The sequence below is a fragment of the Enterococcus sp. MMGLQ5-1 genome (genome assembly GCF_013155265.1).
In the GTDB taxonomy this organism is placed as follows: domain Bacteria; phylum Bacillota; class Bacilli; order Lactobacillales; family Streptococcaceae; genus MMGLQ5-1.
Map to the genome: position 1 here is coordinate 342,368 of NZ_JABJXU010000001.1, position 16,352 is coordinate 358,719.

12 protein-coding genes are annotated in these 16,352 nt (G+C 37.4%); all 12 read left to right on the forward strand.

Annotated features, from left to right (window positions below):
• The first annotated feature begins 212 nt into the window (after positions 1 to 212).
• The 12 genes from mraZ to HOY35_RS01640 all read left to right on the forward strand — a co-directional run bounded on the left by mraZ (position 213) and on the right by HOY35_RS01640 (position 16,202).
• Positions 213 to 632, forward strand: coding sequence for a division/cell wall cluster transcriptional repressor MraZ (gene mraZ, locus HOY35_RS01585; RefSeq protein ID WP_172210264.1), 420 nt, complete (start codon positions 213 to 215; stop codon positions 630 to 632).
• 39 nt (positions 633 to 671) lie between these two features.
• Complete coding sequence (rsmH, locus tag HOY35_RS01590; RefSeq protein WP_172210265.1) at positions 672 to 1,637, forward strand: 16S rRNA (cytosine(1402)-N(4))-methyltransferase RsmH; 966 nt, start codon at positions 672 to 674, stop codon at positions 1,635 to 1,637.
• Positions 1,630 to 2,004 carry a cell division protein FtsL gene (ftsL, locus tag HOY35_RS01595; protein WP_172210266.1) on the forward strand — a complete coding sequence of 125 codons (375 nt, stop codon included), beginning with the start codon at positions 1,630 to 1,632 and terminating at the stop codon, positions 2,002 to 2,004. The genes rsmH and ftsL overlap by 8 nt, the downstream gene beginning before the upstream one ends.
• Entirely contained in the window at positions 2,004 to 4,277 is a 2,274-nt protein-coding gene (locus HOY35_RS01600) for a penicillin-binding transpeptidase domain-containing protein (RefSeq protein ID WP_172210267.1), read from the forward strand. The genes ftsL and HOY35_RS01600 overlap by 1 nt, the downstream gene beginning before the upstream one ends.
• A gap of 163 nt (positions 4,278 to 4,440) precedes the next feature.
• Positions 4,441 to 5,409 carry a phospho-N-acetylmuramoyl-pentapeptide-transferase gene (mraY, locus tag HOY35_RS01605; RefSeq protein WP_172210540.1) on the forward strand — a complete coding sequence of 323 codons (969 nt, stop codon included), beginning with the start codon at positions 4,441 to 4,443 and terminating at the stop codon, positions 5,407 to 5,409.
• 257 nt (positions 5,410 to 5,666) lie between these two features.
• Complete coding sequence (locus HOY35_RS01610) at positions 5,667 to 6,887, forward strand: pyridoxal phosphate-dependent aminotransferase (RefSeq protein WP_172210268.1); 1,221 nt, start codon at positions 5,667 to 5,669, stop codon at positions 6,885 to 6,887.
• Between the two features lie 241 nt (positions 6,888 to 7,128).
• Entirely contained in the window at positions 7,129 to 9,939 is a 2,811-nt protein-coding gene (locus tag HOY35_RS01615; RefSeq protein ID WP_172210269.1) for a sigma-54-dependent transcriptional regulator, read from the forward strand.
• Between the two features lie 213 nt (positions 9,940 to 10,152).
• Positions 10,153 to 10,593: a PTS sugar transporter subunit IIA gene (locus tag HOY35_RS01620; protein ID WP_213173234.1), complete on the forward strand. Its 441-nt coding sequence runs from the start codon at positions 10,153 to 10,155 to the stop codon at positions 10,591 to 10,593.
• Positions 10,590 to 11,078 carry a PTS system mannose/fructose/N-acetylgalactosamine-transporter subunit IIB gene (locus HOY35_RS01625; RefSeq protein ID WP_216656307.1) on the forward strand — a complete coding sequence of 163 codons (489 nt, stop codon included), beginning with the start codon at positions 10,590 to 10,592 and terminating at the stop codon, positions 11,076 to 11,078. The genes HOY35_RS01620 and HOY35_RS01625 overlap by 4 nt, the downstream gene beginning before the upstream one ends.
• Before the next feature lie 21 nt (positions 11,079 to 11,099).
• Complete coding sequence (locus tag HOY35_RS01630) at positions 11,100 to 11,900, forward strand: PTS mannose/fructose/sorbose transporter subunit IIC (RefSeq protein WP_172210271.1); 801 nt, start codon at positions 11,100 to 11,102, stop codon at positions 11,898 to 11,900.
• 18 nt (positions 11,901 to 11,918) lie between these two features.
• On the forward strand, positions 11,919 to 12,746 hold the full coding sequence (locus HOY35_RS01635; protein ID WP_172210272.1) for a PTS system mannose/fructose/sorbose family transporter subunit IID: 828 nt from the start codon (positions 11,919 to 11,921) through the stop codon (positions 12,744 to 12,746).
• Between the two features lie 102 nt (positions 12,747 to 12,848).
• Entirely contained in the window at positions 12,849 to 16,202 is a 3,354-nt protein-coding gene (locus HOY35_RS01640) for an S-layer homology domain-containing protein (protein ID WP_172210273.1), read from the forward strand.
• The last annotated feature ends 150 nt before the right edge of the window (positions 16,203 to 16,352 follow it).

Here is a 16,352-nt window from a genome sequence, read left to right on the forward strand (position 1 = left end):
TTTTTTTCGTTAATAATATAAGCAGTTGTCCTTTTGATAGCTGCTTTTTTGTGCTTCAATTAATGATTTTATATTAATTGTATTATGAAATCTTATTATTATTTAGTTATGAATGCTTAAAATTTTTTCTGAAATAGTGGAGTAAAGTGGAGCGATGTGGTAAGATATTGTTAATGTGTGGTAATTGAAATTTTCGGGGGAGGTGACCGAGTATGTTCATGGGTGAATATAAACATAATATTGATACGAAAGGTCGCCTTATCGTTCCTTCAAAATTCCGAGATGGATTGGCAAGTCGCTTTGTTATCACAAGAGGCTTGGATGGCTGTTTAGCGGGTTATTCACTAGAGGAATGGGAAAAAATGGAAACGAAAATTGAAGAATTACCATTTTCTAAAAAGCAATCTCGTAACTTTATTCGTTTTTTCTATTCAGCTGCAACGGAGTGTGAAATTGATAAGCAGGGGCGTGTTAATATTCCCCCCACTTTGAGAGAGTATGCTGGCATTAGCAAAGAATGTGTGGTAATCGGTGCATCAAAGCATATTGAAGTATGGGATAAAAATCGTTGGGAAGAATTGCAAAATACTTTTGATGATTTAGAAGATACGATGATGGATTTTGGTTTTTAGAAAATATTTAAAAAGTGTTTTGAACAATGGAGGCAGCGTGTGAGTGAATTTAAACATCAAACAGTATTATTAAATGAAACGGTTGATTCGCTCAACATTAAATCCAATGGAATATATGTTGATTGTACGCTCGGTGGTGCTGGTCACAGTGCTTATTTATTAAGCAAATTAAATTCTGATGGCCATTTATATGCCTTCGATCAGGATCCGGTTGCAATTGAAAATGCCAAAAATCGCCTGAAATATTACGTTGATTTGAATATGGTTACCTTCGTGCAATCAAATTTTAGTAAACTTAAAGAAAATATAACAAATCTAGGGGTTACAAGTGTTGATGGTCTAGTGTATGATTTAGGGGTGTCTTCACCTCAATTAGATATTGCTGCACGTGGTTTTAGTTATCATAATGAAGGACCGCTTGACATGCGAATGGACAGTCAGCGCGAATTAACCGCGGAAATTGTTGTTAATACATATAGCTATCAGCAGCTCGTCAAAATTTTTTATCGCTATGGCGAAGAAAAGTTTTCAAAACAGATTGCTAGAAAAATTGAAGAAGTAAGAGCAATCCAACCCATTCAGACGACAACAGAGCTAGCTGAAATTGTTAAATCAGCAATTCCGCAAAAAGCACGCCGGACGGGTGGTCATCCAGCAAAACGAGTCTTTCAAGCGATTCGGATTGAGGTTAATCAGGAGCTCGAAGTAGTTGAAACCTCTCTTGAACAGGCGATTGATTTATTGGCGGTTGGTGGTAGAGTCAGCGTGATTACCTTTCATTCACTTGAAGATCGAATTGTCAAAAATATCTTTAAAGAATATAGTGAAATCGGTGATTTGCCACCCGGCATTCCAGTGATTCCTGATGATAAACAGCCGATTCTGAAATTAGTTAATCGTAAACCGATTTTGCCAAGCGAGGCAGAGCTGACTGAAAATCGTCGATCAAGAAGTGCAAAACTAAGAGTTGCTGAAAAAGTAAGAGGAGTTGAACGTCGTGGTTAATATTAAAGAAGAACAATTTATAGAAGAAGATGTACAAAAAGTGAGCTCACCTAACGTTCAAGCTACGTCAAAAGCAAAAGCTTATTTGCCTAAATTGAAGAAGGTTTCATTATTAGAAAAATGTTTTTATGCTGCAGTTATTATTACAGCTATTTCATTAGCAGTTAGCCAGCTTTATGTAAAGTATTTGATTGAATCAACACAAAACGAGATTAATGCGGTGCAAACAACAATTGATGATAATGCTGCAAAAATTGCTGATTTGAAGCAGCAGCAAAATGAGCTATTACGCAGTGACCGAGTGAAGCAAATTGCTGAAAATGCAGGTCTAACTAGCAATACTGACAATTTAAGGAAGTTGAATTAATGCGTTTATTTGATAAATTAGTAAACAGAATAGAGCGTAAAAGAAGTGATAACCCGATTTATAATCGTCGAAAAGTAGGGAAATCACTCTTTTTGGCTACTGTTTTTATATTAGGTGTTTTTACGGTTCGTTTTGGGATGATTATCTCTACTGGAGAAATTAAGGGCACTGATTTGACAAAAAGTGCAAATAGCACCTATTATGGTACGACTGTCCAGCACGCAACTAGAGGTACAATTTACGATCGCTATGGCTATCCGATTGCAGAGGATGCAACAAGCTATTCAGTTATTGCAATTGTTTCAAAGTCCTATACCGGTACGGATTCTGAAACGGGTAAGACAATTAATTTATTTGTTGAAGAAAAGAATTATAATCGGATTGCCGAAATATTAAATCAATATTTAGGAATTGATAAGGCTGATGTTATTTCTACCTTAAAGAATAATAAGGCGAAGGATGGTACTGAGCTCTATCAGGTTGAGTTTGGTAATAAGGGTAAAAATATTTCATTAAGTACCAAAGAAAAGATTGTTGCTGAATTAGACAAAGAGAATATAAAAGGGATTGATTTTGAAGATCATCCAGCAAGAATGTATCCAAACGGTCAATTTGCCTCTCATTTTATCGGCTTGGCTCAATTAAAGGATTCTGACGATGATCAGAGCGGTTTGACTGGTAGCTTTGGGCTAGAAGCGGCATATAACAGTATCTTAAGTGGTACAGATGGCGTTTCGACTTATCAAAAGGACTCTAATGGTAACCCAATTGCTAATACCTATAAAGAAACCAAAAAGGTTGAAAATGGAGAAGATGTCTATACAACAATTGACACAGACCTGCAAACCTACTTAGAAACTTTGATGGATCAGCTTCAGGAATCGGTGAATGCCAAAGAGCTAACAGCAACTTTAATGACAGCAGATACTGGTGAGGTACTAGCAACCACTCAACGACCGACCTTTAATGCCGATACAAAAGAAGGCTTTGGTGTAGAGGGTTATGTGTGGAGTAATTTATTAATTCAATCTAATTTTGAGCCAGGCTCTACAATGAAAATTTTCACAACGGCAGCCGCCCAGAATGAAGGGAAATTTGATCCTAATGGGACTTATACCGCAGGTACGATTAAGGTGGCCGATACAGAAATTAATGACTGGGACTATCAAGAGGGAGCTAGAACGTTAACCTTTCAACAGGCGCTTTCAAACTCATCCAACGTTGGTATGGTAACGCTAGAGAAAAATTTAACTGATCCAACTTGGCGAGATTATTTAAGTGCTTTCGGTTTTGGTGTAACAACAAATTCTGGCTTAAATACAAATAAGGAGTCTGAAAATTCGGGTAGCCTGCCGACTGAAAATGTTGTCGATACGGCAATGAGTGCCTATGGTCAAGCAATTAACGTGACACAAATTCAGATGCTTCGTGGATTAACGGCCGTTTCTAATAATGGTAAAATGGTCGAGCCGCACTTTGTTTCTAAAATTGCCAATACCGAAGCTAATACTGAAAAAGTTGTGCAGCAGGAGGTTGTAGGTCAACCGATTACGGCAGATACCGCGGCTAAAACACGTGAATACATGATAAAGGTTGGAACTGATCCTATTTATGGAACGGCCTATTCTCATACGAAGGGCGGACCGATTTATGAAGCGGGTGGTGCAACGGTTGCGGTTAAAACTGGGACTGCTCAAATTGCAGGCTCAAATGGATATTTGGATATGTTGGATGCCAGTAATTTACTCTATTCTGTAGTTATTATGGCACCAAGTGACAATCCAAAATATATTATGTATCTGACAATGAAACAGCCAGAGCATGTTACGGGATTGTCAATGAGTGAAGTCACTAATCCATTATTGGCTCGTGCTATGGAAACTGACATTACACCTGTTACGGCTAGTAACGGTTCAAGTACTGCGCAAATCGAAATTGAAGATTATAGTGGTAAATCAGTTAATAATGTGGCAACTGAATTGAGACGATCAATGCTTCAGCCAGTAATTATCGGCAGCGGCTCAAAAGTAATGAGTCAGTCTGTTGCCAAGGGTAAAAAGCTTGATCCAAATTCTAAGCTACTGCTCTTAAGTGATGGTCAGTTGACCATGCCGGATGTTACTGATTGGAATAAAGAGACCCTTGCCGCCTTTGAAAAGCTGGCGGATGTTAAATTGAAAATTTCTGGCTCTGGCAAAGCAAATGGGCAATCTGTCAAAGCAGGCGCTGATATCTCAGCGGGTCAGACGATTGAGATAACCTTGGCTGAATAAAATTAGAAAGCCTTTAAAGGAGCACCGTTTTATTGTCTTGTCGCTAAGTAAAAGGCAGACAAGACAATATAGATGGCGTCTCAGAAATTGTTTGTTGAAAACTTAAATATCTGAAGATTAGTATTGGGACAAAGAACGGAGTAAAGTATTGGATTTATCATATATGTTTTTGGCATTAATTATTAGCTTTGCTATTACTGTCAGCACGATGCCATTATTTATTGGTTATTTTCATTTGAAAAAAATTGACGGTCAGCAAATGCATGAAGATGTAAAGCAGCATATTGCTAAGGCTGGTACCCCGACGATGGGTGGTGTTGTTTTTCTCTTTGCAATTATCCTCACGTCTATTGCTTGCGGCATACTGATGAATTTATTTTCGGTGGATACATTTATTTTACTATTTATAATTTTTTTATATGGTATTTTAGGATTTTTGGATGATTTTTTAAAAATTTTTAAGCATAAAAATGAAGGCCTAAAGGCGAACCAAAAATTAATTGGTCAAATAATTGGTGCGGTTATCTTTTTTCTTGTTTATCAAGGAGAAGCCTTTTCCAATCGCTTAAATATCTTTGGTCATCATATTAATCTAGGCTGGTTTTATGCACTTTTCCTTATTTTTTGGTTGGTTGGCTTTTCAAATGCAGTTAATCTGACTGATGGCATTGATGGTTTAGCGACCATCTCAGTAACGATTTCCTTAATTGCTTATGCTGTAATTGCCTATAAGCAAAAACAGTTTGATGTCTTATTAGTGATATTAACTTCAATCGGCGGCTTAATCGGTTTCTTTGGCTTTAATCGAAAACCAGCTAAAATATTTATGGGAGATGTTGGCTCGCTGGCATTAGGTGGTTTATTGGCGACGATTTCAATTTTATTACATCAGGAATGGACCTTATTGCTAATTGGCTTTGTCTATGTGATTGAAACAAGCAGTGTGATGCTTCAGGTTGCATCCTTTAAGCTGAGGGGAAAACGTATTTTTGCCATGAGTCCCATTCATCACCATTTTGAATTAGGTGGTTTTACTGGTCATGGAAAAAAATGGTCTGAATGGCGGGTTGATTTCTTATTCTGGACAGTAGGTTTGATTATGAGTTTAATCACATTAGCTATTCTTTATTAATTACTTTTTAAATTATACAATTGAGGTTTTAGTAGGTTAAACTTTGTTTAGCCTCTTTTTATATTCAGTGTTTAATGCGATTTTGTGATAGCTTCTGTGGGGCAAATGTCCGTTCACTTGAAAATTAGTGGCATGCTATTTTTCTATAAATTATCAAAGAGACTGATTGATAAATCGTAATTTTAAGCGTAAGATATAAATTAAGTTTCTAATTTGATTAAGCTAATTGAAAAAATTTTTTGATTTTAGGAGTAAATATGAGTAAATTTGTAGAGAAATCGACTAAGCTAAATGATGTTAGCTATGATGTCCGAGGACCTGTCTTAGATGAGGCAGAAAAGATGCAAAAATCTGGTGTTAATATTTTAAAGTTAAATATTGGTAATCCAGCACCATTTGGCTTTGAGGCGCCTTATGAAATCGTTAAGGATTTGATTGCTAATGTCCGAAATTCAGAAGGCTATTCTGATTCAAAAGGAATTTTTTCTGCACGAAAGGCCATTATGCAATACTGTCAGCTTAAGGGTTTTCCAAATGTCGATGTTGATGATATATACACAGGTAATGGTGTGAGTGAATTAATTAATATGTGTCTACAGGGATTGGTTGATAACGGTGATGAAATTTTGGTCCCAATGCCAGATTATCCGCTATGGACAGCCTGTGTATCACTTGCGGGTGGTAATGCTGTGCATTATGTATGCGATGAGGCGGCGGAATGGTATCCAGATGTTGATGATATTAAGAAAAAAATAACAAGTCGTACCAAAGCAATCGTTTTGATTAATCCAAATAATCCAACAGGTGCACTTTATCCTAAGGAAGTACTGGAAGCAATTGTCAAGGTGGCACGAGAAAACAATTTAATCATTTTTTCTGATGAAATTTATGATCATTTAGTTATGGATGGTAACGTACATGTACCGATTGCAACCTTGGCACCTGATCTCTTTGTAGTGACCCTAGGTGGACTTTCCAAGTCACATCGTATTGCAGGCTTTAGAGTCGGTTGGATGATTTTATCAGGTGATAAATCGAAGGTTAAGGGCTATATCGAAGGCTTAAATATGCTGTCATCAATGCGTATTTGTTCTAATGTCTTGAGTCAGCAGATTATTCAAACGGCATTAGGCGGTTATCAGTCAGTCGATGATTTATTATTACCTGGCGGTCGAATTTATGAGCAGCGTGAGTATATTTATAATGCGCTTAAAGAGATACCCGGTATTTCCGTTGTTAAGCCGAAGGCAGCCTTTTATATTTTCCCAAAATTAGATATTAAAAAATTTAATATTCGTGATGATGAACAATTTGTTTTAGATTTTTTACACCAATATAAAGTCCTATTAGTGCACGGTCGCGGCTTTAACTGGCATTCGCCAGATCATTTCAGAATTGTTTATTTACCTAAGATGGATGATTTAAAATATGCAATCGGTTCGATGGAGAAATTCCTAGCAACCTATAAACAAAAATAATTTTAATTAGTAATTGTGCCTGCTGAAATTTTCATCAGGCTTTTTATATGCCTTAATTTCTGGTTAATTCTTGTGAAAACGGTATTGTTTCCCGGAAAGAATACCAAAATCAGATGATAGCGGCATGGGTTGACTGAAATAATTAATTTAATTGCTAGTTATGATTGAAACCTGTATCAAAGTAGTATTAAAATGGTATAATTGAAGCAATTGAAGCGTAAGCTAGAAGGTGGCGAGTTAAATGAAAAGAATTGATAAGATTTATAATGCCCTTTTTCAAGCCTTAAATCATTTATCTAAAGAGGATTTAATGAAGGCTGAAGGGCTTTGTGCTAAGGAAGTTGAGGAAATGACCGGCATTACACGTTCAAATGTTTCAATGGAGCTTAATAAGCTAGTACGTTTGGGTCGAGTGATAAAGATTAAGAGTTTTCCAGTTAAATATCTGCCACAAGAGCTTTGTGAAGATGTGCTAGAAATTAATACAAATGGTATAAATGAGGTTGAAGCACTTTCTGAATTTTCTAATAAGGTAAATAATAATCTTTATGTTTATCCCCATGAGGATGCCTTCGCGCAAATGATTGGTTCAAGTGGCAGTCTTAAAAAAGCGGTTTCTCAAGCTAAGGCGGCGGTTTATTATCCACCGAATGGGCTTCATATCCTATTACATGGGCCGACAGGTGTTGGTAAAACCCTTTTTGGTAAGATGATTCATCAATTTATGGTTCAAGAAAAGCTACGTGATGCCGAAGCTCCCTTTGTGCAGTTTAACTGTGCTGATTACTATAACAACCCTCAACTATTAATGGCTCAGCTTTTTGGGTATGCTAACGGTGCTTTTACAGGAGCAGAGGGTGAAAGAGAGGGTCTCGTTGATATTGCTGATGGTGGTGTCTTGCTCTTAGATGAGGTCCACCGTCTGCCGCCAGAAGGGCAAGAGATGCTCTTTTATTTTATCGATCATGGTCGCTATAATCGCTTAGGTGAGAGTGGCAAAACGAGACATTCAAATGTCTTAATTATTTGCGCGACGACCGAGACACCTAGTAGCACATTACTTTCTACCTTTATGCGTCGGATTCCAATGATCATCCAGATTCCTTCTTTGCTTGAACGACCGGTTGAGGAACGTTTAAAGCTAGTGACATTTTTATTTGAGCAGGAAGCAATAAGGATTAATAAAGAATTGATGATTCATTCGGAGATGTTTCAGGCATTATTAGCGGCTTCAAATTATGGTAATATTGGTCAGATGAAATCTAATGTTCAATTAATTTGTGCTCAGGCTTATATTTCTAATTTTTCAAATGATCAGGCGGTAGAATTAACAGAAGAATATTTACCTGAGGTTGTTAAAAATGAATGGATTAATTCAGGGGGTAGCAGAGGTAATCGCCGAATCTTGGAGGAAAAGATATTGCCAGTAACGCGAATTTCTCCTTTTCAGCATGAAACAACCTTTTCAGAGGAACCAGCCTTTAATCTTTATCAAATTATTGAGCAAAAAACTAAGATGCTGCGAGAAAGTGGAATTGATGACGCCCAGATTGAAGAGTACTTGCGGACGGATCTCAATTTATATATTCAACGCTTCTCTGAAAATAAACCACTGGATTTAATGAAATTTGTTGACGAGGAAATTGTTTCCTTTACCGAAGCCATTAAAAAAACAATTGAAAAAACACATCAGATTAAGCTAGATAATCGTTTTGTCTCCTTTCTTTCAATGCATTTGGATGCTTATAAAAATCGTCGAGATGTTAAGGAGCTATTGAGTGCCACTGAGCAGGAACGAATCAGAACACAAATGAAACGTGATTTTGAAATTGCACAGCAGATTCGCTTGGCGTTACAGGATACGGGTATTTTGAATTTACCTGAGGATGAGGATTATTTTATCGCCCTGCTTTTGCAGTCAATTGAAACGCTTGAAGCAAAGAAAAAAGTCAGTGTTTTAGTTTGTGCACATGGCAATTCAACTGCGACTAGCATGGTTGAGGTTGCTGCTGAGCTATTTGGTTATGCACCCATTTTTCCACTTGATATGCCTTTATCGACACCGCCAGAGGATATTTTCATTCAAGCAGTTGAGCTGATTAAGCAAATTGATGATGGGAGTGGGGTCTTAGTTTTAATTGATATGGGCACTTTATCCTTACAGCAGGAGAAGCTAATTGAAGAAACTGGTGTGCCGATTGAGGTTTTAACCAATGTCACAACCTCAATGGTTTTAGATGTTGCCAGAAAGGTTAATTATTTAGATATTTCCTTACGCTCCTTGCGCGAATCAATTCAGGCAGATATTAAGCGTTATTTTGATGTTTATCAAGATAATGTAGGCAAACAAAAAGCAATTATTGCAATTTGTATGACGGGTTCAGGTACGGCAGAACGCCTGAAGACTATTTTGAATAATCTTGTTTATCATTATTCTAAGGAGCCTGTTAAAATTATTACACTCTCAGCATTAAAAATTGATGATGAGCTGCCGGGATTAATAGAGAAATATGATTGTATCTTTGCTTGTGGTACTAAGCGCCCTGATTTTGATCTACCGTATATCTCCCTGGATGAATTAATTTGTCAGGAGGGAGAGCAGCAGGTTAAGATTTTATTATCTAATGATCAGAAATTTAATAGCTTAGAGCTTTCAAGTCGTAATATTGTGACTGATGATTTAATAACAGATATGTTAAATGAGCATCTTGTCTTTTTTAATCCACAGTTAATGAGTAAGCTACTTGAAAATTGGATTGTTTCTCTCGAAAAGGCAATGAAATTAAAGTTTCCGAATGCAACAAAAATTAAGCTAGTGATTCATACTGCTTTTGCTGTTGAGCGGGTAATTCGGGATAATGCCTTGGTTTATGATGGTGAAATAACACCTTTAATTGAAAGGCTGCGTCTGATTGCTGAGGAGAATTTAAATAATCAGCTGCAGCGTCTTAATTTGACGATTTCGAGGGATGAAGCTTATTTCATTGCTAATATTATTGATGACGATTTAACAATTAGTATTAATAGTCTTGAGTTACCTGTTTCAAAATAAAAAAATTAGAATAAAAAGCTGTATTAAATTGTTCAAAACAATTTGATACAGCTTTTTTTGCTGGATTACCTGTATCAAAATACGCTTGAAAGGTTGATTTAGATGTAATTTTAAATTAATACAAGTACTTGGCACGCTTATTGCTAAATAAAAAGCGTAAGGAGATAGATGGATTTTGAAGGAAATGCATCTAAAGGAATAGGAGTTGGTTTGATGGTACAAATTATTTTAAGTGGTCATGGTCAAATTTCAACTGGTGTTAAAAGTGCAACCGATATGATTTTTGGTGCACAGGATCAATACACCGCAGTTGAATTTTTACCGGGAGAGGGTAAGGAAAATCTGAGCGAAAAGTTTAAAGCACTCCTAGATGGTTTTGATTCAGCGGAGGAGGTTTTGATTATAGTCGATGTCTTTGGTGGGACACCCTATAATACAGCAAGTGAACTCGTTTATGGAAAGCCAGAATGCGATGTAATTACTGGTCTGAGTTTGCCGTTGGTACTGGAAGCATTGAGTGCAAGGCTTGCAGGTGGTTTACCAGAGGTGATTGCACATTTAAAAAATGTCAGTCCAGAATTTGTTAAGATTTTTTCAGAGGAATTTGCAAAAATTCAAAGCGTTTCAGAGGATTTAGAGGAGGATGAATTATGAAAATTGTATTAAGTCGGATTGATGATCGTTTTATTCACGGCCAAGTATTAACGAAATGGATTAAACAATCACCAGCCAATCGCATTATCATTGTTAATGATTCGGTGGCAAATGATGAGGTTAGAAAAACCTTAGTTTTGTCAGTTGCGCCAGCTAATGTCAAAGCAAGTGCTGTTACGGTAGAGAAGATGGCAAAGGCCTTTCATTCACCACGCTATGAAAATGAAACAGCATTTCTATTATTTGATGGACCAGAGGATGTTGCACGTTTAGTGGAAGCTGGTGTACCAATTGATGTTGTGAATGTAGGTGGTATGCGCTTTGAACTGGATCGAAAGCAAATTACTAAATCTGTTTCGGTCAGAGATCAAGATATTGCGGCATTTAGAAAGCTAAAGGAACTTGGTGTGAAATGTGAACTACGTCAATTACCGGGGGATACATCACAAGATTTTAATGATATTTTAAACAATACATTGAAATAATATTATAAGGAGGAAAGAAACATGGGAATATTTCAAATTGTAGCCTTATTAATTATTGCGGCGATTACTGGTATTGGTTCAGTAGTAGATGAGGCGCAAACGCATCGACCATTAGTTGCATGTACTTTAGTTGGTCTCGCTTTAGGGGATGTTAAAACAGGTATTATTTTAGGTGGTACATTGGAAATGATGGCTTTAGGCTGGATGAACGTTGGGCTTGCGATGGCACCTGATACAGCAATTGCTTCAGTTATTTCTACTATTTTAGTTATTAATTCACATCAAGGTATTGGTGAAGGGATTGCAATTGCAGTACCTTTGGCAGCAGCTGGTCAAGCGTTAACAATTTTTGTTAGAACAATCACGGTATTCTTTATTCATAAAGCAGATGATATGGCGAAAACTGGTAACTTTAAAGGTATTGAACGGGCGCATTTGCTTGCAATGAGCTTACAGGCCTTGCGTGTTATGATTCCAACCTTAATTATTTGTTTAATTTCTGCTGAAGCGGTTCAAAACTTCTTAAGCTCAATTCCAGAAGTGATTACTAAGGGACTTCAAATTGGTGGTGGTATCATCGTAGTTGTTGGTTATGCAATGGTTATTAATATGATGGATGTACCATACTTAAAACCATTTATGTATGCTGGTTTCCTATTTGCTGCCTTTACAGACTTTAACCTTGTTGGTTTCGGTGGCTTAGGCTTAATTGCAGCTTTAATTTACTTACAATTAAAATATAACGGTCAACCACAGCAAGCAGCGGCGACTTCATCAGGTTCGACAACTTACGATGATGACGACGATGATTTAGACGCGTAGGCAGAGGAGGCAGAAAATATGGCAACTGAAAGAACATTAACCAAAAAAGAATTAAATAGTATGTTTCTTCGTTCAAATTTCCTATTAGGATCATTTAACTTTGAACGGGTACAATCATTAGGGTTTTGTTATGTAATTATTCCAGCCTTGAAAAAGATTTATCCAGAGGGTGAGGAAAGAAACGAAGCGTTAGCACGTCACTTAGAATGGTTTAATACACAACCGTGGCTGACTGCACCAATTTTCGGTGTAACGGCAGCAATGGAGGAAGAAAAGGCCAAGGGTAAGGATATCGATGGTTCAGCGATTCAAGCGATGAAAATTGGTTTGATGGGCCCATTAGCAGGTGTTGGTGATCCAATTTTCTGGGGAACTGCTCGCCCGGTTTTAGCGGCGCTTGGTGCTTCTCTTGCCTTAAATGGTTCAATTGCTGGTCCATTACTCTTCTTCTTCTTAATTAATATCGTTCGTTTAGCAACTAAATACTTTGGTCTTTTCTACGGTTACGAAAAAGGAATGGAAATCATCAAGGATATGGCTGGCGGTCGTATTAAGAAATTAACTGAGGGTGCATCAATTGTTGGTCTGTTTGTAATGGGTGCTTTGATTAACAAATGGACAACGATTAATATTGCTTTGCAGGCAACTAAGATTACTGGTGATGATGGTAAGGTAACAACTCAAACAGTACAGGATATTTTAGATAGTATTATGCCTGGGATGTTAGCCTTAGGCTTAACATTAGTGGTTGCTTGGCTCTTGAAGAAGAATGTAAATCCATTATTAATCATTTTAGTGATTTTTGTGATTGGTATTTTAGGCTATGCAGCAGGTATTCTTGCATAGTTCACACATTAAAAGGAATTGTTGAATAGTCATTATTTGGCAATTCTTTTTTTAAAGGTTTATGAAAACGTTTTCATGAAATTAAAGAAATAGGAGAGATTAATGAGAAGAAAGATTTTCACCAAAAAACTGAAAGTTGCATTAGTTGGGATGACTAGTTTATTAGCAGTATCCTTAATTGCACCAAGGGATGCTTTTGCAGATAGCTCGGCAAATGAAAACAGCTGGCAATATAATGAGCTATATCGCAATCAATTTCATTATTCAGCAGCTAAAAATTGGTTAAATGATCCAAATGGTTTAATTAAGGATGCAGCAGGTACTTATCATATGTATTATCAGTACAATCCTAATGGTAATGGCTGGGGTGATATGTCTTGGGGGCACGCCACCAGTACCGATATGATTAACTGGCAGGAGCAAGCGGTTGCCATTCCAATGCTGGAAAATCAAGCTGAAATGAAATTTGAATTTACAGCAACGAGTGGTGAATTTAAAGGTAAAACAGTTCGCTATTGGGGACAACCACGTTCAGACTGGGATGGTGGTAACGGTAAAAAATATATTTTCAGTGGTTCAACAGCAATTGATAAGGACAATGTTACAGGCTTAGGGGCTAATACAATTCTTGCCTATTATACGACCTGTTTCCAAATTCCAACACGTTTAGCGGATGATGGCGATAATGGGTTAGGCACATGGGTAGGCATTAGAGAAGTACAAGAACAGCACTTAGCATACAGTACCGATGGCGGGATGACCTTTAAGCAATATGATTACGATAATACAAAATCTGTTGCTGATAATGCAGCTGCTAATCTAAATGGTACGGCGAATCAACAAAGTCCCAAGGCGATTATTCCTGTGACGGCTATATCAGGTAAAGATGGTGTTGATGCGAAGGATTTCCGTGATCCAAAAGTCGTTTATGATGAGGTCAATAAGCAATGGTTGATGATTGTCGTTGCAGGACAGCAGGCACAAATCTTTAAATCAACCGATATGATTAACTGGACTTATGCATCAGAAATTCAACGAGGTCATGATATTGGCAATGGTGTTTGGGAATGTCCAGAGCTGATTCCGATGAAGGCTGATGATGGGCAAACCAAGTGGATTTTATCGATGAGTGTTCAGGATGGCGCCTATGCATCAGGCTCTGGTATGCAGTATTTTGTTGGTGATATTGACAAGAATGGTAAGTGGACACCAGCAACTGACCAAACCTTAGCGAATCCAAATTGGTTAGATTATGGTGAAGATTTCTACGCTGGCGTGACCTTTGGCAATACTGGCGATCGTAAGATTATGCTAGCGTGGCAAAGTAACTGGAAGTGGACTGGATTGCAAAAAACAACGCCTTGGTATAGCAATATGACGATACCGCGTGAGCTAAAGCTGGTTAAAGACGCAAGCTACGACGGTGGCTATAAGATTACTCAGGCACCGATTGAGGAGCTTGATAATAATGCCAAAGAAGCGATTGTACCAGCACTTGATAAGGGGAATGGTACAGCTGATAGTGGTGTTGTTTTAGATGGCGATATGCGTGATAATAATGCTGCCAAGGTGACGAATTATACGGGTACGACCTATAAGGTGGAATCTGAATTTTCATGGGCTAGTGACGGCACTAAACCCAATGCACTTGGTATTTATGTTCGTGGGACGGATGATTTAGCGAGAAAAGTCATGGTCGGCTATGACTTGAATGCAGGTCTAGCATATGTCAATATTTTAACGACGGGTGACGAGCAATTAAGTGGTAATGGTCGCGATCATACTAATGTTGCAATTGCTGATACTGGTAAAATTAAATTAACAGCACTTGTTGATGAATCATCTATTGAGGTTTTTGTTAATGATGGTGAAAAAACAATTACGCAGGTTTTCTATTTTAGACCTGAAATCATCGGTACTGGTGTCAAAACAAATAATATTGGTTTCTATGTTGAAGGTGGTAATACTAAAAAGGCTACTATTTCAAATGCTCAAATTACGCCATATCGTAGTATTTTTGGTGACATAGATATCACGGCCAATGATACCCCAATCACCTATGGTGGTGCGATTAATTTAGAAAGCCTAGTTGCTGCCAATAATACAAGTGGTACTGGTGCTGTGACTGCAATTGATTCTGTTAATATCGTTAAAGGTTTAGCAAGTAACGCAATTGGGACCCATGAGGTGGTTTATAGTGCTACCAATGCATCAGGCAAGTATCAAGAAAAAACAGTTCAAATTAAAGTAGTGGCTGATAAAACTGCCTTAAAGGCTAAGCTTGATGAGGCTGAGGCGATTGTTCCAAGTAAAGTAGCATATACTGAAGAATCGTGGTCAAGTTTTGCAGCTAAGCTTGAGGCTGCAAAAGCTAGTTATGATAGCACTGATGTCACTCAAACACAAGAAAGCATTAATACAGCTATCAGTGATTTAACTAACGCTATTGCTGGACTTGCTTTTAATGTTGATAAAACGGTCTTAAATTATCGAATTGCGGCAGTCAGCTCGCTAACAAATGATAATGAGTATACTGTTGGTAGCTGGGCTAATTTAATGACTAAATTGGAGCAAGCCAAAGTGATTAGTGCTAAGCTAGATGCGACGAAAAAGGAAGTTGATGATAGCTCAAAAGAGCTGTGGCAAGCAGTAACAAACCTTAAGGAAGTATCAAGTCAAATCCCTGCTGACAAAGCGCAATTACAGGAGCTATATGATAATTATAAGGATTTAGAGAATAATTATTACACTACTGAAAGCTGGAATGGCTTTAAATCTGCAGTTAAAATGAGTAAAACAATTATAGCAGAAGAAGATGTCACTCAAGCAATTGTTGATGCTACTAGAGAGCTTTTACAAAATGCAATCAATGGTTTAACACAAAAACCAATAATTGACTTTTCTGATATTGCCAATACTAGTGCAGAGGCTCAAGAAGCAATCAAATGGTTAGCAAGTGAAGGGATTACAACTGGCTACGGTATCGCGGATAATGATGGTAAGGTTAGCTTTGGACCAGCTGATAAAGTAACTCGGGCACAAATGGTGACCTTCTTGTATCGTTTGTCTGGAAGTCCAGTAGTGAGTAAGATTAATGATTTTGAAGATACAAGTCAATTAAGTTTAGAATTCCGCCAAGCTATTACTTGGGCGAAGGATAAGGGCATTACAACTGGCTACAATAATAAATCGTTTGGACCATCAGATACTATTACAAGAGAACAAATGGCGGCATTCTTCTATCGAATGGCTGGTAAACCAGAAATAGATTATAGTAATCACTTTAATGATGTTGCTAAAGATAGTGAATTTGCTGATGCGATTTCATGGTTATCTGCAAATAAAGTGACAACAGGTTACAATGAAACAACTTTTGCGCCAAAAAATGTTGTTATCAGAGAGCAAATGGCGTTGTTCCTAAAACGCTATCACGATAATATTTTAGCTAAGGATTAGCTTTAAAAGCTGATTTGAATAAATGATAGGGCTATCCAGTAGCTGATGTAAATTTGTATGTATTAAGTAAGTAGTCATTTGCGGATGGCTACTTTCAGAAGGTAGACAAGCGCTGGAAATATATTGAGCGTTTGTCTGTATCCTGTGGCA

What these genes read in the sequence shown, in the direction of transcription:
- HOY35_RS01630 (WP_172210271.1), top strand. Translation starts at nt 11,100, where the DNA reads ATGGGAATATTTCAAATTGTAGCCTTATTAATTATTGCGGCGATTACT.
- HOY35_RS01615 (WP_172210269.1), top strand. Translation starts at nt 7,129, where the DNA reads ATGAAAAGAATTGATAAGATTTATAATGCCCTTTTTCAAGCCTTAAAT.
- HOY35_RS01635 (WP_172210272.1), top strand. Translation starts at nt 11,919, where the DNA reads ATGGCAACTGAAAGAACATTAACCAAAAAAGAATTAAATAGTATGTTT.
- HOY35_RS01610 (WP_172210268.1), top strand. Translation starts at nt 5,667, where the DNA reads ATGAGTAAATTTGTAGAGAAATCGACTAAGCTAAATGATGTTAGCTAT.
- HOY35_RS01625 (WP_216656307.1), top strand. Translation starts at nt 10,590, where the DNA reads ATGAAAATTGTATTAAGTCGGATTGATGATCGTTTTATTCACGGCCAA.
- HOY35_RS01640 (WP_172210273.1), top strand. Translation starts at nt 12,849, where the DNA reads ATGAGAAGAAAGATTTTCACCAAAAAACTGAAAGTTGCATTAGTTGGG.
- HOY35_RS01600 (WP_172210267.1), top strand. Translation starts at nt 2,004, where the DNA reads ATGCGTTTATTTGATAAATTAGTAAACAGAATAGAGCGTAAAAGAAGT.
- mraZ (WP_172210264.1), top strand. Translation starts at nt 213, where the DNA reads ATGTTCATGGGTGAATATAAACATAATATTGATACGAAAGGTCGCCTT.
- HOY35_RS01620 (WP_213173234.1), top strand. Translation starts at nt 10,153, where the DNA reads ATGGTACAAATTATTTTAAGTGGTCATGGTCAAATTTCAACTGGTGTT.
- mraY (WP_172210540.1), top strand. Translation starts at nt 4,441, where the DNA reads ATGTTTTTGGCATTAATTATTAGCTTTGCTATTACTGTCAGCACGATG.